The sequence below is a fragment of the Micromonospora sp. D93 genome, from assembly GCF_018070365.1.
GTDB lineage: Bacteria > Actinomycetota > Actinomycetes > Mycobacteriales > Micromonosporaceae > Micromonospora > Micromonospora ureilytica.
In genome coordinates, this window is sequence record NZ_JAGPXW010000005.1 from 220,260 (window position 1) to 244,444 (window position 24,185).

A 24,185-nucleotide genomic window follows, 5' to 3' on the forward strand; every position below is an offset into this window, starting at 1 on the left:
CAGCGGGCTCAGCCGACGGTGGAGCCGAACACCTCGTCGCGTACCGCGTCCAGGGCGGTGCGCAGCGCGCCGCGCAGGATCGGCTCCTCGGTCAGCCCGGTCGGCACCACTCGCGGCTGGACCAGGGTGATCGCCGCGACCTCCTGCTGCACCCGGTCGGCGAGCGCCGCGCCACCGGCCTGGCCCACCTCACCGGCCAGCACGACCAGCGGTGGGTCCAGCACCACGCAGGTGCTGGCCACGCCGAGCGCGAGCCGACGGGCCAACTCGTCGAGCATCGGGCCGCCGTCGGCGCCGGCCGCGACGGCCGCACGGACCGCCTCGGCGGCGTCGGCGTCCGGGTAGCCGTGCTCGCGGGCCACCGCGCGCACCGAGTCCGCACCGACCAACTGCTGGAAGGCCGGCTTGGCGCGCCGGGAGACGTCGCGCGGGATGGGCGCGCCGGGCACCGGCAGGTAGCCGATTTCGCCGGCCGCGCCGCTGCTGCCGTGGTGCAGCCGTCCGCCCAGCACGATCGCCAGGCCGACGCCGGCACCCACCCAGACCAGCACGAAATCCGCCAGCCCCTGGGCAGCGCCGGACTGCGCCTCCGCCACCGCGGCCAGGTTGACGTCGTTCTCGAAGACCACAGGCGTGTGCAGGTCGTCCCGCAGCGCGGCGAGCAGGCCGCTGTGCCAGCGGGGCAGGTTGAAGGCGAAGGTGATGTCGCCGGTGCCGGGGTCGACCAGGCCCGGGGTGCCGAGCACGATCCGTCGTACGCTGCTCAGCTGCGCCTGGGCGCTGCTCGCGGCCTGCACGACGGCGTTGTGCACCACGCCCACCGGGTCGTCGGTGTCCCGGGTCGACTGCTCCACCCGGCCGATGACCGCACCTGTGATGTCGGCGCAGGCGGCCACCACCCGGTCCGGTCCGACGTCCACGCCGACCACGTGCGCGCTGCCTGGGCGGACCGCGTAGAGCTGGGCGTTCGGCCCGCGTCCGCCGGCCTGCTCGCCGACCCGCGCGACGAGGCCGCGCTCCTCCAACCGCTCGACCAGTTGCGAGGCGGTGACCTTCGACAGCCCGGTCAGCTCGCCGAGTCGAGCCCGGGTCAGCGGGCCGCGTTCGAGGAGCAGTTCCAGCGCGGCACGGTCGTTGAGCGCCCGCAACAGGCGGGGGGTGCCGGGCAGCCGGGTCGCACTCATGACACGTCCTCTAGTTTTAGTAAACTTTGCTAACTGTAAACCAACCTGCGAACGGGTAGCCGTAGCGTAACGGCCACTCGGCGGTCGGACGCTCGGCCGAGTCGGCAGGGCCAAGACCACCACCGGTACGACGTTTCGTACCCGCGGGGCACCGAAGGGGGAAGATCACGTGGGGTTGGATCCAGGACTGCGCCGGCTGGCGCTGGGCACGCTCCTCGCCGCGTACCCGGGACCGGTCCCGCCGGACTGGGCTGTCGACCTGCTGGCCGACGGGTTGGCCGGGCACACCCTGTTCGGCACCAACGTGCACAACCCCGCGCAGGTGGCGGCGAGCACCGCCGCGCTGCGCGCCGGCCGGCCGGACGCGCTGATCGCCATCGACGAGGAGGGCGGCGACGTGACCCGGCTGGCGCACGCCACCGGCAGCCCGTACCCCGGCAACGCCGCTCTCGGGGCGATCGGCGACGTGGCGCTCACCCGACGGGTCTACCAGTCGATCGGCGCCGAACTGGCCGCGCTCGGCATCACCGTCAACCTCGCCCCCACTGTCGACGTCAACACCGCCGACGACAACCCGGTGATCGGCACCCGGTCCTTCGGCGCGGATCCGGTGCGGGTGGCCGCCCACTCGGCCGCCGCCGTGGCGGGGTTGCAGGCCGCCGGCGTGGCCGCCTGCGCCAAGCACTTCCCCGGGCACGGCGCCACCGTCACCGACTCCCATCACGAACTGCCCACAGTGGATGCTCCGCTGAGCCTGCTCCGTCAGCGGGACCTACCGCCGTTCGCGGCCATCGTCGCCGCCGGAGCGCGCGCCGTGATGACCGCGCACATCCGGGTGCCGGCGCTCACCGGCGCCGACCCGGCCACCTTCAGCCGGGCCGTCCTGGTCGACCTGCTGCGCACCGAATACGGCTTCACCGGCACCGTCATCACCGACGCGCTGGAGATGAAGGGTGCCGCGGTGGCGGCCGGCGGCGTCGGGCCGGCCGCGGTCCGGGCGCTGAGCGCGGGCGCCGACCTGCTCTGCATCGGCGCGAGGGTGGACGCCGAGATGGTCGAGCGGGTGGCCGCCGAGATCGTCGACGCGCTCGCCGACGGCCGGCTCGCAAGGGCGCGGGTGGAGGAGGCGGCCGGACGTGCCGCCGACCTCGCCGCCTGGACCCGGGCCGCCAGCGGGTCGTCGGCCACCGGGGACACCGAGCTGGGGTACGCGGCAGCGCGCCGAGCGGTCCGCGTGGACGGCCTGCTCACCGGCCTGGAACAGCCACTTGTGGTGCAACTGCACACCGAGTCGACGATCGCCGAGGGTCGGGTGCCGTGGGGCCTCGGTCCACACCTGGACGGGGTGTCGGAGATCCGGGTGATCGCCACCGAGACCGATCCGGCGACGCTTCGCGAGCTGGCCGGTGAACGCCCGATCGTGCTTGTCGGACGACACCTGCACCGGCTGCCCGGCGGCCCGGAGCTGATCGCCGACCTGGCGGCCCAGCACCCGGTGACAGTGGTGGAGATGGGCTGGCCGGCACAGTGGCGGCCGACGGGCGTCCGCGCCTTCGTCACCACCTACGGTGCGAGTCACGCCAACGGTCGCGCGGCGGCCGAGGTGCTGGGACTCGCCCGCTGATCGGCACGCTCCGAGGACAAGGCGTAGCGGTTGGCGTTGAACTTCTTCTCCGCGGAGTGCTCCGACAAGGGCGCCCGTCGCGCTCGTCACCGAGGTGCCCACAGGCTTCGACAGCTCCGAGGTCGACGCCAAGCTGCACTCGCCGCTAACCCAACTGCTCCGGCTCGCCTACTTGGGCAGTATCGGTGCTACGAAACAAGCCGATGCCAGGGCGCCGCGAGCAACGTGGTGTTGCCATGGGGTTCCTGCGACTGACGCCGCTAAGCAACATCTCCAGCAGCTCGGGACACTTAGGCGCGAGCGAGGCGACCATCTGTCTTGGCGCTGAATCGACAGCAGACACGACGGGAACAACATGTTGAAGTCCCGGGTGGACCAAGGACTTGAGATGAACTCGCTTTAGGGAGCTGCATCCCTTGCGACACGACCACGTGGTGACCAGCACCCACCTCTGGATGATGTTGGAACGCTCGCAGTAGCTGGCGCCAACGGACGCTCACCGAATGATCCGACTGTCGGATGAGCGACTCAGTCTCGGCGGAAGGTTCACGTTCGGGAGAAGATGATCGAATAGGGTCGATTGGAAGCGGTAGACGCAGGGGCGCCCGGGCGTCTAGGAGTGATCCAGTGCAAGGAACACTTGAACGCCGTGCAACTTGCTTCAACGCAAACGGTTGCCAGCCTCACCACGATGACCAAGCCGGGTGGATGAAACCTCTGTTCCGCGACCGAGCCTTGGTTCTGACCATGGGTCGGTGACAGGAGTGCCTCTCCCTGAAGTTGTCCGCCGGCGCTCCCTAGGCGAATGGGCAGCCTCAGAAGGATTTCTTGCTCGATGCACTCGACTAGCCACAATTGCCGGCCTCAGCTGGGGCGTGATTCAGTTTGCAGATCGATTTTCCGTTAAAGTTCTACCAACGTCGAGTACGGGCGTCGTTATTTTTGTTATGGGAATCGCCATAGCGTTCCTTCTTGCAGAACTCCTCGTTGTACTCAGAAGCAGGCCCTCGCCTCTCAGCGAAGCTCGCTCACCCGAGGAGGTCTTTGCCGTGGCTTTACTTCAATACGCTCGCACGCTGGCATCCAGCGGCAATCGCCGTGATCAGGCAATTTTGGAGCTTCGGCGTTGGTCAAGCCGCCTTCTTCATCTTATGAGGGCATCGAAAGAACGGTCTGAACTCGGCCAAATAGCGTTAACCGCAGCCGCCGCAATTAAAGACAAGGAAACCCAAGCCTCTATACTCATAGATGATTTAGGGTGGGCGCTCCACGAATCAGGGGACACTCAAACGGCACTCGCGAACATTAACGAAGCGTTATCAATTATTGATGATAAGATCGCGGCGAGCGGCACAAGCGACACGCTTATTGACCTAAAAATTAAAGCCCTTCGACACACCGCGAATATGTGTGCAAGCTCCAGCAAGCTAGACGACGCCCGGAGGGCGTTCGACGAACCCCGCCGGCTCGCACAACTACTTCCAGTTCCTGACCATGACCTCCAGAACGCACAGCTTGATCACTCCGAAGCATACGTCATCCTAGGTCATCTTGAGGCGCGTGTAGGAACGACCGGACAAATTGATCCATCCGGAGCGCTGGGAATTCTACTTGCCGAGGCCGTCGCACTAGCTGAGGGCGCCGAAGAATCTTTCGCTACTCTCGTGGATTCAGAACGCGAAGCAAAAGCGCTTAGCTTAAAGGTACGTCTACTTTCTCATGACACGCGGAAACAAGGATACAGGGAGGCATCAACCAGACTTGAACGCCTAATGACTGAAGTTGCGCGCGATCTTCGATGACCTCATCCGCCGGTTCTACTAAATCGAAGAAGGCTGGGAATTGTGGAAGAATTTATTGATACTTTTGACGCCAACTACAAGCATACCGGGCAATCAGAAAGAGTCGCAGCTCACCGACGGGGCCTCTGGCATCACACTTTTCATTGCTGGATAGTCGGACGTCGCAGAGACACCGACTTCGTTCTTCTTCAGCTGCGAGCTGAGTCGAAGAAAAATTACCCCAACATGCTAGATATTACAGCTGCGGGACACCTTGAAGCCGGCGAGCGACCAGAAGATGGAGTTAGAGAGATCGAGGAAGAGCTCGGTATAGAAGTTGAACCACGAAACCTGATTCGGCTAGGGGTCAAACACGACGTAATGGATGAGCCGAACGGCATTCAAAATCGCGAATTTGCCCACGTCTTTCTGCTTCGCGACGACAGAGATTTGAGTGGTTACAAGTTGCAGGATGATGAGGTTTCCGGCCTCGTTGAAATGCCGATAGACTCCGGACTGGCCCTCTTCTCGGGGTCCACTTCATCTGTCGATTGCCCAGCAATTAAACTCGACAATAAGGTCCCCACGTCGTTCACGCGCAGCGTGACAGAGAGCGACCTTATCCCCAGGGTGGATCCTTACTATTTTAAGGTATTCATCATGGCCGGCCTCTACTTAGAGGGCCGACGTCACCTGAGCATTTAAGGTGCCGAAATGCCTCTGCTGGTCTTTCGCGCCACGACTTCCGTGGATGCAACAGCACTCCTGCGCGCAATTCAGACTAATTCAGATTTCCTTGAACCTTGGGTCACCACTCCGCAAAGAGTGACGGACATTGCCACCGCACGCACCTGCGTAACCGAGAAGCTCCAAGATGGGGGTGCCGCTCGGTATGCCGCATTTCACGCAGACGACCTGGCTGGTTCGGCAAAGATCATAGACTACGGTTTGGATGAGAGCTATGAGCTGGGTTTTTGGTGCACAAGGGCCTGGTCGCGTCGCGGTGTGGGGCGATGGATGGTGTGTAACGCAATCAGCAAGGCATTCGAGCTCGGCGCCAGTCGGGTCATCCTCCGCCATGCGTCTACAAATGTGCCTTCTGCTCGCCTCATTCAAGGCGTCGGGGCACGCCGCGAAGGCGTAAGTCGTGGAACGGCTCAATTAGGCACCCGAACAGATGATGTTGTCACCTACGGTATTTGTCGTGAAGAATGGCCGACAATAGGTGCCTTAGACTGGTGTAGCCCGTGCAGAGAGTTCTAGTCGGCGGATGCCGCGCCCAGCAAGGAGGGCTTCACCTTGGGCACGCTTATGGGTGTTTCACCGGCATTGGCGATTCCGACAATAGTCCCTACATCTTCGTTATTAGTGACTACGCAGAGGCGGATAAGTTCGCCTCTGAGCAATCGGTTCTTGCTATTTGCCGGGATGTCATCACGTTATCGTCAAGTAGAGTCGCGCTTGCCCGCGAGAGTCGTCTCAGGCCCAAACTTGCGCCGCTAGCGGCCGTAATCGAGCAAATCTTGCCGTTTCGCTTGCTTGAGAAGGCGCATCCCCACCGCCGACATTTGAAGGCGGGCGAGTTCAGGGGGTCCGTAAGCGACCTTGTCTTTCCTGTACATCAGGCGAGCTTTTTGCTAGGGCTAGGTTGCAAAACCGCTTGCTACAACGACGACAACGACAACGCTGTCGCATTCACCAGGGAATGTGCGAGGCGATTGAACCGATGGATCGGAAGTCACGTGTTCGAAGATGACACGCGACTACTTAAACGATCACCTGGACGCCTGCTGGGTATCGACGGTAACCGTATGTCCTTAGCGAACCGGAACTACCTTCGGTTGGTCGAAGATGAGTTAACGATCCGGCGATTCATTCGACGAACGCTAGGCCGTGCAGTGCCGCCAGATACAGACATCGAACTTGCGTCGATGCAAGACATAGAGCGTGGCTATTTCCGTCTCCTGGGCCTGCCGGAAAGCCAGGAATCGACACTATCGGGGCTGGAAAGAATTAGGCTAGTCGAGGAGTCTCTGGTTCAGTGGCTGCAAGATTTTCGGCGGCGGAGGCTCGTAGTCGAGAAGGCTTTCACTTCGTCCCGCATTTCCACAGTTCTAGAGGAGGGCGAGGAAATGGCCGGCATCCTCATTGAGAGTCGATTGGCAGAGATGGCGAAATTCACGTGAAGTGGCTGCTGCTAGTTAGGCACTTGGAGTCGGCCAAGAACGTCCGTGACAGTTTCGCGCAGAGCGCGGATGAGGACCACCTAACTGAGACTGGCAGGTCCGAGGCGGCGCTGGTTGGAGCGAACATCGCAGAGTTCCTTGCCTTTCTGCGGGTCACGCGGGTAAGAGTCTACTGTTCGCCAGCACCAAGGACGAACGAGTCCGTGTCAGGCCTCTGTTCAAGACTCGGAGTCCAAGCCCGCGAACTGGAGGGCCTCAGATCAATTGTAGTTCCGGAGACCGCAGGTCTTTCCCTAAGTGAGCTACGCCTCATTGATCCTGAAGCCGCACGTGAGTTGAACCTTTATCGCGCTGGGTTGTTCGATACTTATGCAATGAAGCACGTGGGCCCGCTGGCCCGACAACTAGAACGTCGGGTTAACGACGCCCTGTTGGAAATCCTCTCCGCGCCGGCAGAGGCCGCCGTGGTTGTAGCACATCGTTCAGCTCTTACTGCTGCTCTACTCGGCATAGCTCGAGAGGCTGGCTACTACCCGAAAGAGTTCTTCGGATTCCTGCCAATCGACTTTGGCGCGAGCGCACTTATTCGGGTGAGCGATAGAAATGTCAGCGATATCGTATTCGCAAACCTTCCCACAGCTTCAATGAATACTTGGGGGCGCGAGCTAGCACTGACAGTCGGCCTTGACTGATTGCCGCAGCCACAACCACAGGGAAGCCGGACCACAGGTGGTTGAGTACCGCTGTGCGCGTGTTACATCCCTCGCATGCGGCACATCACGCCGGAGTTCCCACAGGCGATGTCCCCAAGGCTTCATGCGTCTGGTCGACGTTGGCCGACATGGAGCGCCTCTACTGGGTGCACGACCGCTCGCCGGGCCAGACCAAGACCCGCCAGCTGATCGACGGGGCCGTACCGCTTATCGACCGGCTCGTGGCGCTGTCCCGACTTCGGGTCCTCCGCCCGGTGACCCGACAGGTGCTCGACCTGATTCGCACGCTCCGTCACTGACCCGGCCGGCACCATCGGTCGGCGAAGAAGCAGGTCAAGTCCACTTTTCGACACTCCGAACCGACAGCTCCAGCCTTGCCCCAAGCCGGTTAGATACGTAGCGTGATCGACACGTAGCGACTCGCCCACAGCGGGGGCCGCAACACCCGGAACCGGGGCCTGGGGGGAGGTTGCGGACCGTGGATCCGGCCCGGGATTCACGGTCCGCGCCCACATGCCCGCTCAGCGCGGATAGACCCCGTACGCGCGCCAGCCCCGGTCCGGGAACCCGGCGGCATCGGCTACCCGGGCCGAGGCTTGGTTGTCCCGCTCGTGCAGGTAGGTGGGGACCGCCCCCTCGTCGAGCACCCGCCGCGCCGCCTGGGCCGCCAGTCGACGGGCGAGGCCGCGCCCCTGGGCGGCCCGCACGGTGCCGACGGCCAACTCGTGCCCGTACGCGTCGTGCCGTTTGATCCCGGCACCGGCCAGGTAGGCGCCGTCCGGATCACGGACCACCAGCACCGGCCGGTCGAAGAGTCGCAGCCACGGCGGCAGCCCGGGAGCGCTCGACTCGGTCCACTCCCCCACGTCGGGCAGCGGCGCGGGCGCCAGGCTCCACCGGAAGGGGCCGTCGTGCACGCAGAATTCGGGCCGCCCGACGGCTTCCGGCAGTGCGGCGAGGAGCCGAGCCGGCGTACGGCGAGCCAACGCGCGGATCGCCGCCACACGATCCGGCGCCACGGAGAGCACAGCGCTCTGCCCGGTGTCCACGGCGAGCGCGGGGCGCAGCCGGCCGTCCCAGGCCGGTTGGGCCCGTCGCTGCGAGGCCACCACGTGCAACCCCGGCCCGGCCGGCCACTGGCCGAGCCAGCTGGCCAGGTGCAGGTGGAGTCGCCGGTCGATCATGCGCACCTCCCCGTCACCCGACGCGTCGTGGATCACCGTACGCGCCGGACGGCAGGGCGGGCGCGGGATACGTCAGGGCCGAGTGGGCCGGGGGTGCGGGAACCAGCCGCAGGAATTGACCGTCATATGTATTTCCATACCTGGACACCTTTGTTTGGGACGGTGAACGCATGCCGATTCAGCCGAGCGACAACTACCAGCAAAACCCCGAGCGACTCTGGCAGTCGGCGGATGCCGTCGGAGGCAATCCGCCCCAGCCGCGCTACCGGAACCCTCGCACGATCGGCGGCGGAGCCCTGTCCTGGGCCGGATTGAACAAGCTGTCCGTCGACAGCTCGGGTAGGCACCGCCTGAACACCTACTGAGGCACTGACGCTCCCGCCCGGGGCGACACACCGGAGGAGGTCCAGCGGCGGCTTTCGCACACCTGTCGGGTAATTTCTTGTGGTCCGCCATCCCGGCCTACGACAGGAGAAGCTCCGCGCATGGGCAAGAAGACGATCCACGTCTCCGACTTCACCGGCACGGTTCTGCAGCAGGACGACGAGGTGGTCCGCATCGTCGTGCTGGAGCACCCGGACCTGGTCGCCGGGCCCGTGCAGTTGGACGCCACCCCGGGCGAGGTGGAGAACATCGACGACGCCGCGCTGGACGTGGCGGTGGTGGAGATCCACGACCGGCACGGTGGCGGCGAGCCCCGTCGAGTGGTGTTGACCGCCAGCGAGTTCGACGCGATGGCCACCGACGTGCCGATGGCGCAGCTGTTGAAGACGGCCGAGCGGGTCCGCCCACCCAAGGCCCGCAAGAGCACCGAGAAGATCGACTACGGCACGCTGGAGCACGCCGGCAAGCCACACCGGGGCCGGGTCACCGAGGAGGAGGCCCGCCTGGTGCGCGAGCAACTCGACGAGGTCAACAAGCGCCTCGCCGACGCGGGCGTACGCCAGATCGACCCGGCCGATCCGGAGCACGCCCTGCGCTACGGCTTTCCTGACGTCTCCTGACCCCGGGTTCTCACTTCTTCCCGACGGCGGCGGCGAGAGCGGCGGCCAGGTCGCCCTCGACCGCCGCCTTGTCCAGGCCGAGGTTGGTGAGCACGCCGGCGCCGTCCTCCTGCTCCAGCAGGGCGAGCAGGATGTGCTCGGTGCCGATGTAGTTGTGCCCGAGGCGCAGCGCCTCCCGGAAGGTCAGCTCCAACGCCTTCTTGGCGCGCGCGTCGTACGGGATGAGGTCCGGAACCTGCTCGGCCCGCGGTGGGAGGACGGCACCGACCGCCTCCCGTACCGCCTCGGCGGTGGCACCCCGACCAGCCATCACCCTGGCGGCCAGCCCCTCCGGCTCGGCCAGCAGCCCCAGCACCAGGTGCCCGGGGCCGATCTCGGCGTTGCCGTTGGCTCGGGCCTCCTCCTGCGAGGCCATCACCACGTTGCGGGCGCGAGGGGTGAACCGGCCGAAGCCGGCGTTGGGGTCGAGCGCCGCCGCGTCGGTCGCCTTCGGCACGAAGCGCTTCTGGGCGGCCTGCTTGGTGACCCCCATGCTGCGGCCGATGTCGGTCCAGGAGGCGCCCGAGCGCCGGGCCTGGTCGACGAAGTGTCCGATCAGGTGGTCGGCCACCTCGCCGAGGTGATCGCCGGCGATGACCGCGTCGGTGAGTTGGTCGAGCGCGTCGGTGTGCGCCTTCTTGATCGCCTGGATCAGGTCGTCGAGCTTGACGGTGTTACCGATCTGGAGAGGATCTGTCATTCGTCAACCATAGGTTGACGCATCCGCCTCGTCAACCCTGAGTTGACGATTTCAGCCGGCGTACTCGGGCAGCAGCTGGGCTACCGCCGCCGGGGACGGCATGGCGGCGATCTCCTCGGCGACCGCTCGGGCCGCGTCGCGCTGCCCAGCGTTGCCCTGCCGCGGCAGCAGCCGGTACACCTGCTCGGCGATGGCGTACGCGTCCACCTGGCCGGGAACGAGCCGCAGCGCGACACCGGCGGCGGCGAGCGTGTCGGCGTTGGCGAACTGGTCCGCGCCCTGCGGCAACATCAACTGGGGTACGCCAGCGGCGAGCGCGCCGAGTGTGGTGCCGCTGCCCCCGTGGTGTACCACCGCGTCGACGAGCGGCAGCAACTCCGCCTGCGACACCCACTGGTGCACGCTGACCTGGTCGGCGATCTCGCCAAGCTGTTCCACTGGCACACGGCCGGCCGCGACCACCACCTGCGCGTCCAGCGTCGCCAGACCGGCGATGGCCGTGCGGAGCAGCTCCGGCGTGCCGAACGCGGTGCCGAGAGTCAGGTAGATCAACGGTCGGGACGTCCGACGGTTCACCAGTTCGGGCAGCGGGGCGGGTGTCGAGAAGGCCACCGGTCGCAGCTCGATCCGACGTTCGGTGGCGAGGAAGCCCTTGTCCTGCAGCGAGGGCGGCCAGATGTCCAGGTGCGGCCGGCCGACGACCTCGGCGTTCCTGGTGGGCAGTTCCAGGCCGATGCCCTCGGGAAACATCCGGCCGAACCCGTGCCACAGACCCGGGATCCCGGCCCGACGAGCCGCCACGGCCGCCCCCGGCAGCCCCCACTCGTGCACCACCAGGTCGGGCCGCAGCCGCGCCAGCTCCGGTGCGAGATCCTCGGCGTACACCTCGTAGAAGGCGTCGCCGGGGCGGAACGGCCGCAGGCCGTGCGCGGCGAGTGGCGCGTGCACCTCCGGACCGGCCGCGAAGTGGACCTCGTGCCCGGCATCCCGGGCGGCGATCGCCAGCGGGATCAGCGGATAGGTGTGACCGACGGACGCAAGACTGGCGAACAGCACACGCATGGCGTCGGACCCTACCTGCCGCACCGTGGGCCCGGTCGGGTCCGCTGGCCCGTATACGGTGGGCTCCGGTCGAGCGCGGTCACCGGCGGGAAGGGCGGTCATGCGTCTGCACGTGGGGTGCGCGATGTGGAGCCACCGGTCGTGGCCGGGCCATCGGCTACCACCCACGGAGCGCCTGCGGCACTACGCCAGTTGGTGCGACGCCGTGGAGGGCAACACGACGTTCTACGCGACCCCGGCCCGGGACACGGTCGCCTCGTGGGCGGCGCAGACGGATCCGGACTTCCGGTTCGTCCTCAAGCTCCCCAAGGTCATCACGCACGAACGCCGGCTCACCGACGTCGGCGAACCGCTGCGCGCCTTCCTGGACGCCATCGAGCCGCTCGGCCCGCGCGCCCACGCCCTCTGGATCCAGCTGCCCGGCTCGTTCGCGCCCGCCGACGTCCCGGCCCTGGGCCGCTTTCTTGAGCAGCTTCCGCAGGCCCACAGGTACGCGGTGGAGGTCCGCCATCCCGCGTTCTTCAGCGACGCCCGCGCGGCCCGACTGCTCGGGGCGACACTCGCCGCCGCCGACGCCGAGTGGATCCCCTTCGACACGACGGCCTTCTTCGCCAGCCCACCGACCAGCGACGCGGAGCGGGACGCCTGGACCAAGAAGCCGCGCGTGCCGCTCCGGTCCCTCGCGCTGACCGACCGGCCGATCGTCCGCTACCTCGGTCGCGACGACCCGACGCGCACCGTCGAGGGGTGGCAGCGCTGGATCGACGTGACAGTCACCTGGCTACGCGAGGGGCGCTCGCCGACGATGTTCATCCACACCCCGGACAACGCCGACGCGCCGGTGCTCGCCCGCCGGTTCCACGACGAGGTACGGGCACGCGTACCCGAGCTCGACGCGTTGCCCGAGCCGATCCCGGTCGAGCCGCTGACGTTGTTCTGACGGGACACCTCAGCCCTGCTGGTCGAGCAGGTCGTCGAGGTGGGCCGCCGTGCTGATCAGCGAGAGGTGGCTGAACGCCTGCGGGAAGTTGCCGATCTGCTCACCGGTCGGCGCGATCTCCTCGGAGTAGAGGCCGAGCGGGTTGCTGTAGGTGAGCATCTTCTCGAAGGTCAACCGGGCGTCGTCGATCCGGCCGGCCAGGGCGAGCGCCTGCACGTACCAGAAGGTGCACATGTTGAAGGTGCCCTCGGTGCCGGCGAGTCCGTCCGGCGAGGCGCTCGGGTCGTAGCGGTAGACCAGGCTGTCGGAGACCAAGCCGCTGTCCATGGCCCGCAGCGTCGACTCCCACATCGGGTCGGTCGGCGAGATGAAGTTCAGCCCCGGCATCGCCAGCAGCGACGCGTCCAGGATGTCGGACCCGTAGTGCTGCACGAAGGCCCGCCGTTCCTGGTTGTACCCACGGGTCATCACCTGCTGGTAGATGGCGTCACGTTCGGCCGACCAGCGGGCGACGTCGCCGGGGCGGCCCCGGCGTCGCGCGATGCGGATGGCCCGGTCCAGCGCCACCCAGGACAACACCCGACCGTAGGTGAAGTCCTGCCGACCGGAACGGGTCTCCCAGATGCCGTCCTCGGGCTGGTCCCAGTGCGCGCAGAGCCAGTCCATCAGGCCGGCCGTCTTGCGCCACCCCTCGTACGGCGGGATCAGCCCGTTGCGGTCGGCGAGTTCCAACGCGACGAGCGCCTCGCCGTAGATGTCGAGTTGGAGTTGGCCCGCCGCGCCGTTGCCGATCCGCACCGGCGCGGAGCCGCGGTACCCCTCCAGGTGACCCAGCACCTCCTCGGGGAGGTCCGGTGAGCCGTCGATGCGGTACATGATCTGCAGAGGCAGGTTGCCGTCCCGCGCCTCCCGGATACGCGCGTCGAGCCAGAGCAGATACTTCTCGGCCTCGTCGGTGAAGCCCAGGCGCAGCAACGCGTGCACCGAGAAGGACGCGTCCCGGATCCAGGTGTAGCGGTAGTCCCAGTTCCGCTGCCCGCCGATTTGCTCGGGCAGCCCGGCGGTGGGCGCGGCGACCAGGGCGCCGGTCGGCGCGTACGTCATCAGCTTGAGGGTCATCGCCGAGCGCTCGACCACCTCCCGCCAGCGGCCCTTGTAGCGGGAACCGCCCACCCACCGCCGCCAGTGGTCGCGGGTCTCGGCGAGCAGCTCGCAGGCCTCGTCCGTGCTGAGCGCTCGGGGCGGGTGCGGGCAGGCCGTCTCCAGGGCCACCCCGCCGAGGTCGCCGGCGTGCAGCGTGAACGACGCGGACACGCCCTCGGCGTCACGTCGGATGTCCCTCGTGTCGAACTCGCGGACCGAGTTCTTGAAGGCGGCGAGGGTGAGGCTCATCGTCGCGCTCCGGAAGACGTCACCCTCGGGGTGCACCTCCAGCTCGTACGGATCGCGCCCGTAGTTGAACCGTGGGTGGCAGTAGAAGCGGAACTGCATGGTCCCCCGGACCATCCGGACCAGCCGGATCAACCGATGCCGGTCGGTGGCCTGCGCACCTGTGATGGGCATGAAGTCCAACAACTCGCCGACACCGTCGGCGCTGTGGAAGCGGGTGATCAGGATTGGCGTACCGGGCAGGTAGAGCTGTTTGCTCGTGTAGTCGACACCGTGGGGCGAGAGCTGGAAATGCCCACCGTTGCGGCGATCCAGCAGGGCGCCGAAGACGCTCGGCGAGTCGAAGCGGGGCGCGCAGAACCAGTCGACAGTGCCGTCCGTGCTGATCAGCGCCGCGGTCTGCAGATCACCGACCAGACCGTGGTTCTCGACTGCCGGGTAGCTCTCCACGCCATCCCCTGCCATCCGTGCCGGCAATGGCGGCGACTACCCGGCCGAGGACGAAAAATGCGGGCCAGGGCTCAACATCGTCAAGACCCCAGCCCATTGCGGAAGCAAACCTTCCGCAATCGTCGATAGCGTCAACACCAGCGACATCGACGAGAGGACACCTGATGAGCCTGCGAGGATTTGCCACACTGAACATCTGGGCGGACGACGTGGCAGCGGCCGCTGCCTGGTACGCGGACTTCCTCGGCGTCGAGGCGTACTTCATGCGTCCCGGCCCCGACGGACGCCCGGCCTACACCGAGTTCCGCATCGGGGACTACCAGGCCGAGTTGGGCATCATCGACCGCAGGTACGCACCGGCCGGCGCGGCCACCGGGCCGGGCGGCGTGGTCATGCACTGGTACGTCGACGACCTCGACGCGACAGTCGAGCGGCTGTTGGCGATGGGCGCCACCGAGTACCAGCCGATCACTCCGCACGGGGACGAGGGGTTCATCACCGCGGCGGTGCTCGACCCGTTCGGCAACGTACTGGGCGTCATGAAGAATCCGCACTACCTCGACGTCCTCGCCTCGCTGAAGGCGACCTGACGCGGTTCAGTCCCACTCGTCCCGGTCCACCGTCCGCCGCACCAATGCTGCCGCTTCGCGGCTGGTGAGCCGAATCGTGTGAGTGTCTCGTCAGTGGGCGGGGTTCGGCGTGTGCGGGAGTTTGCCGAGTTGACGCCAGTTCGTCTCGGCGACGTCGACACCGTAGTGCTTGGCGGCGGCGAGGATGTTCTGAAAGGCCAGGTCACGGTCCTTGTCGGTGACGCCCTGCACCTGGTCGAACCGGGCGATGGCATTGCGGACGTGGCCCGCATCGGTCATCGGTTCCTTGCGCTTCTCGGGGAACGCGAAGACGCTCTCCGGCAGCTCACGCTTGTCCTTGTCCGACAGGGTGCCGTGCTTCTCGTGGGGCTTCCAGGTTGCCTTCATCGCCCAGCATTACCCGCACGCTGTCCGGCAGCACCTCCGAAGCCGACATTTTCCGGACGATCGCCACCGACAAGATCCATATCATGCCGGTCGGGCCACGCGAAGCCGAAGCCCTTCGCAGCTTGTCCTTTGTGGAGTGCGAGCATGGCCGACATGGATATCTACGAGGACGCCCGTACGGTGTCACGCTCCGACCTGGCCGCCTGGCTGCGTCAGCTGGCCCACCAACTGGAGTCTGATGGGCGGCTCTTCTACGGCGCGGCGGGTGCGGTGACGGTCGCGGACACGGTGCGCTGCGAGCTGGAGATCGAACGGGAGAACGAGACGGAGGTTTCCGTCGAGATCGAGTTCTCCTGGACCGAGCCCGCGCGCGTCAAGGTGACGGACGAGGAGGAGCCCTCGACTGACGACGAGGCCACCGAGCCGACCGACGCCACGCCGCACGCCGCCTCCTAGCGACGGCGCCGACCCGAGATCGGGCGTGGGTACCGTCCGTCGGATCCGGCGGACGGTACCCACGGACGCGGGAAGCCCGCGTACTTTAAGGAAGGTTTAAAGACCTTCCGAGTGCGGCCCGCAAGCGCCTACCATTCGGCGGCCGTGGCCGCTCGGGTCATCCTGGCGTCTACTCGTTGGGAGTGACACGTGTCGTACGAAGGCCCGCCGCCGTCACGTCATCGCTTTCCTGGCTGGCTCGCCCGCTACCGGCTGGGCGTAGCCCTCGGCGCGGCGGCCGTAGTCGTCATCGCGGCGGGGGGTGTGTACCTGGGCAGCGGCGCAGCGCAGCCCGAGCCGTCGAACGCGGCCAACGCCCTCGAATACCCGCCGTCACCGGCCGGGCAGCCAGCTTCGCCCGGCGCGACAGTGCCGGCCTCCGCGACACCGTCGGCCTCCACGACCCCGTCGCCCGGTGCGACCCCGTCGACCGCTGCCGCGCCGAAGGTTCCCGCAACCGGTTGGGTTCCGGTCGATCGTGCGGCCTGGAAGGCGCAGGCCGACGCGTACCGGGCGTTGAAGGTCGACCCCGTCCCCGCCGGCGTGGGTAACCTCCCGGAGTTCCGGGCGGACTGCCAGTACAGCCACCGGCTACCGGACGACCCGATCGTCGCCCCCGGCCTACCCGGCGCGTCACACATGCACTCGTTCGTCGGCAACAAGGCAGTCGACGCGAACACCGTCGCCGGGGACCTGACGAAGTTCACGGCCACCTCCTGCAAGCCCGTCCAGGACCACTCCGCCTACTGGGTGCCGACGCTCTACGACAACGCGACGGGAAAGCCGGTCGAGACCACCGGATTCCGGGTCTACTACCGCTCGCTCGCGAGGAACTCGACAGGCCAGATGCCGATGCCCAACGGCCTGCGCATGATCTCCGGCGACGCCAAGAAGAAGAAGCCCACACCGCGCGGCGCGACCGGCCAGTTCTACTGCGCCTTCTACGGGCCCGGTGACCTCGACGGCATCGCCCGCAGCACCAACGGCAACTGGCCGATCTGCGGGGGCGACGCGACGCTGCACTTCATGATGCAGTTCCCCGACTGCTGGGACGGCAAGCACCTGGACAGCCCCAACCACAAGGACCATGTGGCGTACGGCAGCGGCAACTCCTGCCCGACCAGCCACCCGGTCCGGATCCCGGCGATCACCTTCGACATCCAGTACCCGGCGAAGGGCACCCCGGCGGGCTACTACCTCTCCTCCGACAAGGAGGGCAAGAGCGCCTCGTCGATGCACGGCGACGCGTTCGTGATGTGGGACGTCAACACCATGAACAAGCGCACCAGGAACTGCGTCCAGGGACGCCGCACCTGCGACAACTACGGCTACCAAAGGTAGCCGGGGCCAGGCCCGTGTCGGCCTGGCCCCGGGGTCTGGTCGGGTCAGCTACGCAGCGTCCACCGCTGGTTCGTGCCGCCGTTGCAGGACCAGAGGATGAGCTTGGTGCCGTTGGCGGTGGCGGCGCCGTTGGCGTCGAGACAGAGCCCCGACTGGGCGTTCGTCACGGTGCCGTTGCTGTTGACGTTCCACTGCTGGTTGAGCCCGCCGTGGCAGTCCCAGATGATGACCGCAGTGCCGTTGGCCGTGCCGGCCCCGGAGGCGTCCAGGCACTTGTTGCCGTACACGGTCAGCTGCTTGCTGGCGGTCTGGGTCCACCGCTGGTTGGCGCCGCTGGAGCAGTCCCAGAGCTGGGTCTGGGTGCCGTTGGTGGTGGATGAGTTGGGCACCTCGGCACAGCGACCGGACTGGGCACCCACGAGTTGCCCGTTCCCCGTACCGCCGCCGCCCTGCTGCTGCCGGACGATCGATGTCGACTCGGCCGACCGGTTGCCCTGTGCGTCGACGACGTAGAGCCGGTACTCGCCCTGGGTGGTCGGCACGGCGATGGACGTGGCGGTGCCGGCCGCCCTGGTCATCGTCGCCCCGGCGGTGAAGCTGGTCGTGCCGTACGGGGCCAACCAGACCGACTTGGTGGCGTCACCGATGCTCCGGATCGGAATCGACGCGGTGGCACTGGCGACGAAGGTGCTGGCCGGCAGCACGTAGTTCGGCGCGGAGAAATTGCTCGCCGGAATGATGTCCCGGTACGCGTCCTCAAGGCCGGAATTCGCGGCGATGCCGTACGCCGTCGCCGGCCAGACATAGTCGGAGGAGACGATGATGTCAGCGACCGTGCTGTTCGGCAGGTTCTTGTTCGAGACCTTGTTGATAGGGCCGTAGATCTGCGTGATGCTCAGATCGTGCTTCCGCCCGAAATCGTCCGAGTTGATCATCCAGGTGACGTTCTTGTCGATGCTCAACACGTTGTCGCGGAACGTGATGAACGCCGACCCCTCGTCCGGGTGCAGTCCGTACTTGTGGCCCGACGGAACACCCTGGAGGTAGTTGTTGGTGATGGTGGTCCCGGGCTGGCTGCCAAGTGTGTAGATGGGGGCAGTGTCGCTGAGACGCTGCACCGTGTCGATGATGTGGTTGTAGCTGATGGTGTTGTTTCGCGCTGTCGTGGTCGGCCGGTTCGGCACGATCGAGCCCGACGATCCGTCGAAGTTCCACCAGCCCCAGCCGAGCGTGATGCCAGACCACGGGGTCTTCTCGATCCGGTTGTGCTGGATGGTGAGGGTGTCGGCGAAGTAGGCCGAGATGGGGCTGTGCCCGTTGAACAGGACCGCGCTGTCGTAGAGGTAGTTGTTCTTGATGTCGATGTTCTTCGGCAGCCCCTCGACCGACGCGGAGTACTTCTCCCGGTTGGTCGACGTGCCGTCTCCGATGTAGACGTGTTGCGGATGGCCCACGAGGATCGCGGAGCCGGCGATGTCGTTGGTGTGGTTGCCGATCAACTGTGTGCCCTGCACGTCGTTGACCATGCTGATCCCGTCGGCACCGGTGTGTTGGATCCGGTTGCGTTGCAGGAGGATCCCGTCGGCGTTCTGCACCTGGACGATGCCGGGAACCACGTCGACGTTGCGGTAGTGGTAGACGTGGAAGTTGCCCTTGGCGTAGACGTTCGCGCTCAGATTGCCCTGCTGCGCCTGCTTGAGGACCGATCCGGCGACGTTGACCAGGTTCCAGTCCGAGTGCTGCACCGTCAGGCCGGAGAACGTGATGTTGCGCGCGTGGCTGCTCGTCGAGGTGCCAGCGACCCGCAGCACTGTGGTGACGTTGTTCGGCGCGTAGACCGTCGCTGTCGACATGTTCTCGGCGCTGGCCTTGTAGTAGTAGACCGTCTTGGTGCCCTTGTCGAAGTAGAACTCACCGGGGGCGTCCAGGAACTCGTAGGCGTTCATGAGCTTGTGCGTGCCGCCCACCTGGGCGTTGCCGTTGAACGAACCCTGGGCGATCGCCGCACCGGGCTGCTGGAAGAGGGCGACCCGGTTCGCGCCGTCGGAACTCGTGGTCACCTGGCGGACGCCCACGATGGCCGTGGTCCAGGTCGTGCCCGTCTCGATCTCGATGTCGTCCTGGTTACGGGCGACGGCAGGAAAATCGTTCAGGCTGTATTTTGCGCCGTCACACTGCGACCCCGACTCCCACGCCCAGGCGGCCTGGTTGGCGGTGATGTTGTACGTCCCGTAGCAGCCCGCCGAGCTGATCGTCTTCGACGCCATCAAGGCGCGCTTGTCATTGACGTAGAGCGCCCGCAGTTTGTTGGCGCGGTCCAGTGGCGCCTTCCAGATATTGCCGCTGTGCTGGGACCATCCGGTCACCTGGACACCGCCGTCGAGGACCGGCGTCTCGCCGGGATAGGCAGCGTAGGCGACCCGGAACCCGTTGTTGCCGGAGTCGCTGGCACCGAACTCGACGGTGCTGGTGACCGGGTATCTCCCGCTGCGGAGATACACGTTGATGTCACCGCTCATTGTCGAATTTATCGTGCGAACCACGTCCCGCGCGCGTTCAACCGTCTTGAACGGCGATTGCAGGGTCCCCGGGTTGGCGTCGTTACCGTCGGGAGCGACATAGTAGGTCGCCTGAACCGCGGCCGATGCCGGCAGCTGGTTTGTCAGCACGGCCGGCAGTGTGGCGGCGACAAGCGCCGCCACCGCCAACACTGACATTCGAGCGGTGGATATGGCTGACTTCACGTCTGTTCCTCTCACTGGTCGTCGATGTGGTGCCCAAAGTGCGTATCGAGCGACGAGTACGGAACAGCGACGCCACTAAGGGCCGGCGGGGACTTCCGTCGCCCCGACCGCACTCTTTGTTAACCGCCCCGAAATTCTTACTGGGAGCGTAGGTTACACGTCTGACGAATGCAACTGGCAATTGGGGGGCGTCTATGTAGAAATGCCCCCGGATCGGGCAGATCAGCCACCCTGACCGCACGCCCCCACCCACGTCGTCCGACGAATCCGCAGGGACGGGGTGACCGCGCGGGCCTCGCCGCCGAGGCCCACCACGCGCGGGAGGGCCACCACTCGCCGCCAGCCGGGCTACGTCCCGGCGCGGCGAGCCTGCGTCTGCGCTCCTTTGGAGCTGAATCGTTTACGACATCACCGGCACATGCGGGCCCTCGCGACCCCACCGCCGGGCCGCGCCGACGATCAACCCACCCCCACGGGCCCCGCTCATTCGGGACGCCGCACCAGCCGATCGACGACGGCCCCGCTGCCGTCGACCCCGAAAGACTCCGAAAGTTTCGGCGACCTCACGACCTGAGCCAGCGCCCTCCGCCTGCCCACGTCAAGGGCACTGGACCCCCATCGAGCGGCCAAAGGACGTGAACGTCGGCACCGATCACGCATTGACTTCGATTGATGTTCTGCTTACGGTCACCAACGAAATACCGAAAGTTTACCGAAAAGTAATCCGGAGGCCGGCCACCTTCCGCAGGTCGTCACGCAGCGACGGCGGCCCGGCGTCGGTCCGTTCCGGCGGCGAACCAGGAGGAATCCCAGCGATGTCGCAGCTCGTCCTGTTCGCGATCGACATCTGCGCGGTGGCACTGCTCGTCTTCGGGCTCTACTTCCCGCGGCACCGCCGGCGCGACCTGGTCGTCGCCTACCTGGGGGTCAACGTCGGCGTCCTCGCGGTGGCGAGCGCGCTGAGCGCCAGCGACGTCGGTGCCGGGCTGGGGCTGGGGCTGGCGTTGTTCGGGGTGCTCTCGATCATCCGACTCCGGTCGACGGAGCTCGACCAACACGAGGTGGCGTACTACTTCTCCGCTCTCGCGCTGGGCATTCTCGGCGCACTCAGCACCACGTCGGTCTGGCTCAGCGGGGGCCTGATGGCACTCATCGTCGCGGTGATGTTCGTCGGTGACCACCGACGGCTGCTCCGGCACTACCGGCACCAGATCTTGGTGCTCGACTCTGCCGTCACCGATCACGTCGCTCTCGTCGCCCAGCTGGAGCAGCTGCTCAACGCCCGGGTGCACAACGCCATCGTCCAGCGGCTCGACATGGTCAACGAGACCACAGTGGTCGACGTCCGATACTCGGTCGCTCGGCGCAGCGCGGCGGCCGGCACCAGCAAGCCGGCCCGCGCCGGGGCGCTCCGATGACCGCCCCACCGCTGGCGAGGCTGGCGCCGATCGCACTCGCCGAGGTGATCGACCGAGCGGCGCTGCAGTGCAGGGTGGACCGCAAGTACGTGATCGCGGTGGACGAGCTGCCGCACCTGCTGGACCAGCTCACCCCGTACGCCCGGGTGCTGGACATCGATGGCGAGCGCACCTTCCGGTACGAGTCCGTGTACTTCGACACGCCCTGTCTGGCCAGCTACCACTGCGCCGCGTACCGGCGGCGCAGGCGCTTCAAGGTACGGACCCGGACCTACCTCGACTCGGCTCAGTGCTGGCTGGAGGTGAAGATCAGCGGAGCGCGCGGACGGGTCACCAAGCACCGACTGCCGTATCTCGCCGAGGACCGCCGCACCGTCAGGTCCGGACGCGGGTTCGTCGACGATGTGCTCGATCGGGAGTCGATCCTGTCCAACCTCGCCGGCAGCCCGCTGGAGCCGGTGCTGGTCACCAGCTACCGTCGCTCCACTCTGCTACTGCCGGCGACCGCGAGCCGGGTCACCATCGACACGGGGCTCACCTGGCAGGACGGTGACCGCGCACTCCGACTGCCCGGCATCGCCGTGGTCGAGACCAAGACCACCTCGGCCCCCTCGTTGGTCGACCGCGTGCTGTGGCAGCGCGGGACCCGGCCGGTACGCATCTCGAAGTACGCCACAGGTCTCGCGGCGCTCCGCCTGGACCTCCCAGACGTGCCGTGGCGACGGACGCTACGCCGCCATTTCCGCGCCGACCCGTCCTCGGCGCTCCTGGAGTTGACAGTTCCCACCCGATCAGAACAGGAGGCATCGTGCGCATGACCACCCGCAACACCCGTCTTCCGGTGGCGGCCCTTCGTGCCGCCGGGATCACCGCCGCCACCGTGTTCGTCGCAAGCCTGCTCGTGGTGTCTTCGCCACCGGCCGGCGCCGAGCCCGTCGCCGCCACCCAGGCCGCCCGACCCGTCACCGAACCCACCCAAGCCGCCGCCGCACCGGCCGCGGCGGACGACCTGATCGGCGACATCGTCTTCTCCGTTCCCAGCGGCACCTTCCGGGGAGAGGTGGCGGTGACGTTGAGCAGTACGGTCAGCGGCGCCCAGATCCGCTACACCACCAACGGGCAGCCGCCCACCGCCCAGTCGTCGCTCTATTCGGGCTCCGCGCTGCGCTTCACCCGCACCACCCAGTTGCGGGCACAGGCGTTCGTCGGTCAGACGCCAACGGGCGCGCCCGGCACCGCCATGTACACCGCGCAGAACGTCACCACCGCCCACGACCTGCCGGTGGTGCTTATCGACTCGTACGGTGCGGGCCGGCCAGGCCGTGAGTACTTCGACGCCACCACCATGATCTTCGAACCGACGGGCGGCGGCACCACGTCGCTGGCGGCCACGCCGACGCTCAGCACCCGAGCGGGATTCCGGCTGCGCGGCAACTCGTCCGCGACGTTCGAGAAGACGCCGTTCCGAGTCGAGTTCTGGGACAACGAGAACGACGACGCCGACTACCCGGTGCTGGGCATGCCCGCCGACTCCGACTGGGTGTTGCGCGGCCCGTTCCCCGACAAGGCGCTGATCCGGGAGGCGCTCGTCTACGACCTCGGACGCGAGATGGGGCTGCCGGCTCCGCGCTACGCGTTCGCCGAGTTCTATCTCAACACGGACGCCGCACCCGTGGGTGCCGGTGACTACATGGGCGTCTACATGTTCATGGAGACGATCAAGAACTCCAAGGACCGCCTCGACCTCAAGCAGTTGGATGAGGATGACGTGACCCTGCCGAAGATCCAGGGCGGGTACATCTGGAAGTTCGAGTGGATGGCGGCCGAGGAACCCACGTTGCCGTGCACCGGGCCGGCCGCCACCTGTTGGAACTATCTCGAAGTGGCCGACCCGTCGCCCCTGCAACCGCAGCAGCGGGACTGGCTGCGCGGTCACCTCCAGGAGTTCAACGACGTGCTGCACTCGTCGAACTTCGCCGACCCGAACACCGGATACCGCAAGTACATCGATGTCGACTCCTTCATCGACCTCATGATCGTCAACGAGCTGAGCCGGGAGATGGACGCGTACGTCCGTAGCTCGCACTTCTACAAGGACCGGGACAGCAAGATCTTCGCGGGTCCGCTGTGGGACTTCGACCTCAGCTTCGGCGTCGGTGGTTTCTTCGCCAACGACCAGGTGTCGGGCTGGCAGCACCAGCAGACCCGGCAGCCGTCGGCCAACGACTGGTTCGCCCAGTTGCTGCGCGACCCCGCGTTCGTCAACCAGGCCCGATCACGCTGGCAGACGCTTCGACGGGGCCTGCTCTCCGACGCCGCCCTCCAGACCCGGGTCAACGCTCTCGCGACCCCGCTGACCAACGCGGCCCAGCGCAACTTCCAACGCTGGCCCAACCTGACGGCGCCGACGGTCAGCTTCTTCCGTACCCCGACCTCGCCCACCTGGCAGGGGCAGGTCCAGGTCATGCGGGACTGGATGCTGCGACGCGCCGCCTGGCTGGACTCCACCGCCGGCTGGGGTGGGTCCGTCACCACCCCGCCGCCCACCACTCCGCCGCCCACCACCCCGCCGCCCACCACCCCGCCGCCCACCACTCCGCCGCCGACGGCCGGCTGCACCGCGACGTACGCGGTGACCAGCCAGTGGACCGGCGGCTTCCAGGGCGAGGTACGGGTCACCGCGGGAACCTCCGCGATCAGCAACTGGACCGTGACGTGGACCTTCGCCAGCGGCCAGAGCGTCACCCAGGCCTGGAACGCGACAGTCACGAGTCAGGGATCCGCGGTTACCGCCCGCAACGTCGCCTACAACGGCGCGCTCGGCGCTGGCGCCAGCACCGCGTTCGGGTTCCTCGGCTCGTCCACCGGCACGCCCAGTACACCGGCGCTGACCTGCACGGCGAGCTGACCAACCAGAGGCCCGGGGCCGGGTCGACGATCGACCCGGCCCCGGA

23 protein-coding genes are annotated in these 24,185 nt (G+C 66.8%); 16 read left to right on the forward strand and 7 right to left on the reverse strand.

Features of this window, described 5'->3' with window-relative positions:
• Nucleotides 1-8: 8 nt before the first annotated feature.
• Nucleotides 9-1,184: an ROK family transcriptional regulator gene (locus KBX71_RS08625; protein ID WP_210817457.1), complete on the reverse strand. Its 1,176-nt coding sequence runs from the start codon at nt 1,182-1,184 to the stop codon at nt 9-11.
• A 169-nt stretch (nt 1,185-1,353) separates the two neighbouring features.
• On the opposite strand from KBX71_RS08625, the gene KBX71_RS08630 reads away from it, so the two are divergent.
• The 7 genes from KBX71_RS08630 (at nt 1,354) to KBX71_RS08660 (ending at nt 7,787) form a co-directional block, all read left to right on the forward strand.
• Nucleotides 1,354-2,808, forward strand: a complete 1,455-nt coding sequence (locus tag KBX71_RS08630) for a glycoside hydrolase family 3 protein (protein WP_210817458.1) — start codon at nt 1,354-1,356, stop codon at nt 2,806-2,808.
• A 755-nt stretch (nt 2,809-3,563) separates the two neighbouring features.
• Nucleotides 3,564-4,610 (forward strand): hypothetical protein, encoded by a 1,047-nt coding sequence (locus tag KBX71_RS08635; RefSeq protein WP_210817459.1) that lies wholly within the window; start codon nt 3,564-3,566, stop codon nt 4,608-4,610.
• Nucleotides 4,611-4,652: 42 nt separating this feature from the next.
• A complete protein-coding gene (locus KBX71_RS08640; RefSeq protein ID WP_210817460.1) occupies nt 4,653-5,294 on the forward strand; it encodes an NUDIX domain-containing protein in 642 nt (213 codons plus the stop codon).
• Nucleotides 5,295-5,303: 9 nt separating this feature from the next.
• Nucleotides 5,304-5,852 carry a GNAT family N-acetyltransferase gene (locus KBX71_RS34780; RefSeq protein ID WP_210817461.1) on the forward strand — a complete coding sequence of 183 codons (549 nt, stop codon included), beginning with the start codon at nt 5,304-5,306 and terminating at the stop codon, nt 5,850-5,852.
• 479 nt (nt 5,853-6,331) lie between these two features.
• Nucleotides 6,332-6,775 carry a hypothetical protein gene (locus KBX71_RS08650; RefSeq protein WP_210817462.1) on the forward strand — a complete coding sequence of 148 codons (444 nt, stop codon included), beginning with the start codon at nt 6,332-6,334 and terminating at the stop codon, nt 6,773-6,775.
• On the forward strand, nt 6,772-7,467 hold the full coding sequence (locus KBX71_RS08655; RefSeq protein ID WP_210817463.1) for a histidine phosphatase family protein: 696 nt from the start codon (nt 6,772-6,774) through the stop codon (nt 7,465-7,467). Before KBX71_RS08650 ends, KBX71_RS08655 begins: the two co-directional genes overlap by 4 nt.
• A 149-nt stretch (nt 7,468-7,616) precedes the next feature.
• A complete protein-coding gene (locus KBX71_RS08660; protein WP_247683113.1) occupies nt 7,617-7,787 on the forward strand; it encodes a TetR family transcriptional regulator C-terminal domain-containing protein in 171 nt (56 codons plus the stop codon).
• A 222-nt stretch (nt 7,788-8,009) separates the two neighbouring features.
• Here the strand turns inward: KBX71_RS08660 and KBX71_RS08665 are convergent, their stop codons facing one another.
• A complete protein-coding gene (locus KBX71_RS08665; RefSeq protein ID WP_210817464.1) occupies nt 8,010-8,672 on the reverse strand; it encodes a GNAT family N-acetyltransferase in 663 nt (220 codons plus the stop codon).
• Between the two features lie 170 nt (nt 8,673-8,842).
• Here KBX71_RS08665 and KBX71_RS08670 point away from each other — a divergent pair, with 170 nt between their 5' ends.
• Nucleotides 8,843-9,037: a DNA repair protein gene (locus tag KBX71_RS08670; protein ID WP_210817465.1), complete on the forward strand. Its 195-nt coding sequence runs from the start codon at nt 8,843-8,845 to the stop codon at nt 9,035-9,037.
• A gap of 120 nt (nt 9,038-9,157) precedes the next feature.
• Nucleotides 9,158-9,676 carry a hypothetical protein gene (locus tag KBX71_RS08675; protein ID WP_210817466.1) on the forward strand — a complete coding sequence of 173 codons (519 nt, stop codon included), beginning with the start codon at nt 9,158-9,160 and terminating at the stop codon, nt 9,674-9,676.
• Nucleotides 9,677-9,686: 10 nt separating this feature from the next.
• On the opposite strand, the gene KBX71_RS08680 is transcribed toward KBX71_RS08675, so the two are convergent.
• Nucleotides 9,687-10,415, reverse strand: a complete 729-nt coding sequence (locus KBX71_RS08680) for a Clp protease N-terminal domain-containing protein (protein WP_210817467.1) — start codon at nt 10,413-10,415, stop codon at nt 9,687-9,689.
• A 51-nt stretch (nt 10,416-10,466) separates the two neighbouring features.
• Nucleotides 10,467-11,477 (reverse strand): glycosyltransferase, encoded by a 1,011-nt coding sequence (locus KBX71_RS08685; protein WP_210817468.1) that lies wholly within the window; start codon nt 11,475-11,477, stop codon nt 10,467-10,469.
• A 124-nt stretch (nt 11,478-11,601) separates the two neighbouring features.
• On the opposite strand from KBX71_RS08685, the gene KBX71_RS08690 reads away from it, so the two are divergent.
• Entirely contained in the window at nt 11,602-12,417 is an 816-nt protein-coding gene (locus KBX71_RS08690; RefSeq protein WP_210817562.1) for a DUF72 domain-containing protein, read from the forward strand.
• 9 nt (nt 12,418-12,426) lie between these two features.
• Here KBX71_RS08690 and KBX71_RS08695 read toward each other — a convergent pair whose 3' ends face one another.
• Nucleotides 12,427-14,256, reverse strand: a complete 1,830-nt coding sequence (locus KBX71_RS08695; RefSeq protein WP_210817469.1) for a glycoside hydrolase family 15 protein — start codon at nt 14,254-14,256, stop codon at nt 12,427-12,429.
• Nucleotides 14,257-14,420: 164 nt separating this feature from the next.
• On the opposite strand from KBX71_RS08695, the gene KBX71_RS08700 reads away from it, so the two are divergent.
• Nucleotides 14,421-14,846: a VOC family protein gene (locus KBX71_RS08700; RefSeq protein ID WP_210817470.1), complete on the forward strand. Its 426-nt coding sequence runs from the start codon at nt 14,421-14,423 to the stop codon at nt 14,844-14,846.
• Nucleotides 14,847-14,936: 90 nt separating this feature from the next.
• Here KBX71_RS08700 and KBX71_RS08705 read toward each other — a convergent pair whose 3' ends face one another.
• Complete coding sequence (locus KBX71_RS08705) at nt 14,937-15,233, reverse strand: DUF6582 domain-containing protein (RefSeq protein ID WP_124817598.1); 297 nt, start codon at nt 15,231-15,233, stop codon at nt 14,937-14,939.
• 144 nt (nt 15,234-15,377) lie between these two features.
• Here KBX71_RS08705 and KBX71_RS08710 point away from each other — a divergent pair, with 144 nt between their 5' ends.
• Nucleotides 15,378-15,689: an amphi-Trp domain-containing protein gene (locus KBX71_RS08710; RefSeq protein ID WP_210817471.1), complete on the forward strand. Its 312-nt coding sequence runs from the start codon at nt 15,378-15,380 to the stop codon at nt 15,687-15,689.
• Nucleotides 15,690-15,878: 189 nt separating this feature from the next.
• Entirely contained in the window at nt 15,879-17,069 is a 1,191-nt protein-coding gene (locus tag KBX71_RS33565) for a DUF1996 domain-containing protein (RefSeq protein ID WP_210817472.1), read from the forward strand.
• Nucleotides 17,070-17,113: 44 nt separating this feature from the next.
• Here KBX71_RS33565 and KBX71_RS08720 read toward each other — a convergent pair whose 3' ends face one another.
• On the reverse strand, nt 17,114-19,786 hold the full coding sequence (locus tag KBX71_RS08720) for an RICIN domain-containing protein (protein WP_374102588.1): 2,673 nt from the start codon (nt 19,784-19,786) through the stop codon (nt 17,114-17,116).
• A gap of 842 nt (nt 19,787-20,628) precedes the next feature.
• Here KBX71_RS08720 and KBX71_RS08725 point away from each other — a divergent pair.
• From KBX71_RS08725 to KBX71_RS08735, 3 genes are read left to right on the forward strand one after another with little or no spacing between them, the layout of a single operon-like run.
• A complete protein-coding gene (locus KBX71_RS08725) occupies nt 20,629-21,231 on the forward strand; it encodes a DUF4956 domain-containing protein (RefSeq protein ID WP_210817474.1) in 603 nt (200 codons plus the stop codon).
• The gene (locus KBX71_RS08730; RefSeq protein WP_196928092.1) at nt 21,228-22,049 is read left to right on the forward strand and encodes a polyphosphate polymerase domain-containing protein; all 822 of its coding nucleotides are present in this window, start codon (nt 21,228-21,230) and stop codon (nt 22,047-22,049) included. Before KBX71_RS08725 ends, KBX71_RS08730 begins: the two co-directional genes overlap by 4 nt.
• Complete coding sequence (locus KBX71_RS08735; RefSeq protein WP_210817563.1) at nt 22,046-24,139, forward strand: CotH kinase family protein; 2,094 nt, start codon at nt 22,046-22,048, stop codon at nt 24,137-24,139. The genes KBX71_RS08730 and KBX71_RS08735 overlap by 4 nt, the downstream gene beginning before the upstream one ends.
• Nucleotides 24,140-24,185: the final 46 nt, after the last annotated feature.

Excerpts from the sequence above, each read along its gene's own strand:
- KBX71_RS08625 (WP_210817457.1), bottom strand. The coding sequence starts at position 1,184 with ATGAGTGCGACCCGGCTGCCCGGCACCCCCCGCCTGTTGCGGGCGCTC.
- KBX71_RS34780 (WP_210817461.1), top strand. The coding sequence starts at position 5,304 with ATGCCTCTGCTGGTCTTTCGCGCCACGACTTCCGTGGATGCAACAGCA.
- KBX71_RS08660 (WP_247683113.1), top strand. The coding sequence starts at position 7,617 with ATGGAGCGCCTCTACTGGGTGCACGACCGCTCGCCGGGCCAGACCAAG.
- KBX71_RS08665 (WP_210817464.1), bottom strand. The coding sequence starts at position 8,672 with ATGATCGACCGGCGACTCCACCTGCACCTGGCCAGCTGGCTCGGCCAG.
- KBX71_RS08670 (WP_210817465.1), top strand. The coding sequence starts at position 8,843 with ATGCCGATTCAGCCGAGCGACAACTACCAGCAAAACCCCGAGCGACTC.
- KBX71_RS08675 (WP_210817466.1), top strand. The coding sequence starts at position 9,158 with ATGGGCAAGAAGACGATCCACGTCTCCGACTTCACCGGCACGGTTCTG.
- KBX71_RS08680 (WP_210817467.1), bottom strand. The coding sequence starts at position 10,415 with ATGACAGATCCTCTCCAGATCGGTAACACCGTCAAGCTCGACGACCTG.
- KBX71_RS08685 (WP_210817468.1), bottom strand. The coding sequence starts at position 11,477 with ATGCGTGTGCTGTTCGCCAGTCTTGCGTCCGTCGGTCACACCTATCCG.
- KBX71_RS08690 (WP_210817562.1), top strand. The coding sequence starts at position 11,602 with ATGTGGAGCCACCGGTCGTGGCCGGGCCATCGGCTACCACCCACGGAG.
- KBX71_RS08700 (WP_210817470.1), top strand. The coding sequence starts at position 14,421 with ATGAGCCTGCGAGGATTTGCCACACTGAACATCTGGGCGGACGACGTG.
- KBX71_RS08705 (WP_124817598.1), bottom strand. The coding sequence starts at position 15,233 with ATGAAGGCAACCTGGAAGCCCCACGAGAAGCACGGCACCCTGTCGGAC.
- KBX71_RS08710 (WP_210817471.1), top strand. The coding sequence starts at position 15,378 with ATGGCCGACATGGATATCTACGAGGACGCCCGTACGGTGTCACGCTCC.
- KBX71_RS08720 (WP_374102588.1), bottom strand. The coding sequence starts at position 19,786 with ATGTCAGTGTTGGCGGTGGCGGCGCTTGTCGCCGCCACACTGCCGGCC.
- KBX71_RS08725 (WP_210817474.1), top strand. The coding sequence starts at position 20,629 with ATGTCGCAGCTCGTCCTGTTCGCGATCGACATCTGCGCGGTGGCACTG.
- KBX71_RS08730 (WP_196928092.1), top strand. The coding sequence starts at position 21,228 with ATGACCGCCCCACCGCTGGCGAGGCTGGCGCCGATCGCACTCGCCGAG.
- KBX71_RS08735 (WP_210817563.1), top strand. The coding sequence starts at position 22,046 with ATGACCACCCGCAACACCCGTCTTCCGGTGGCGGCCCTTCGTGCCGCC.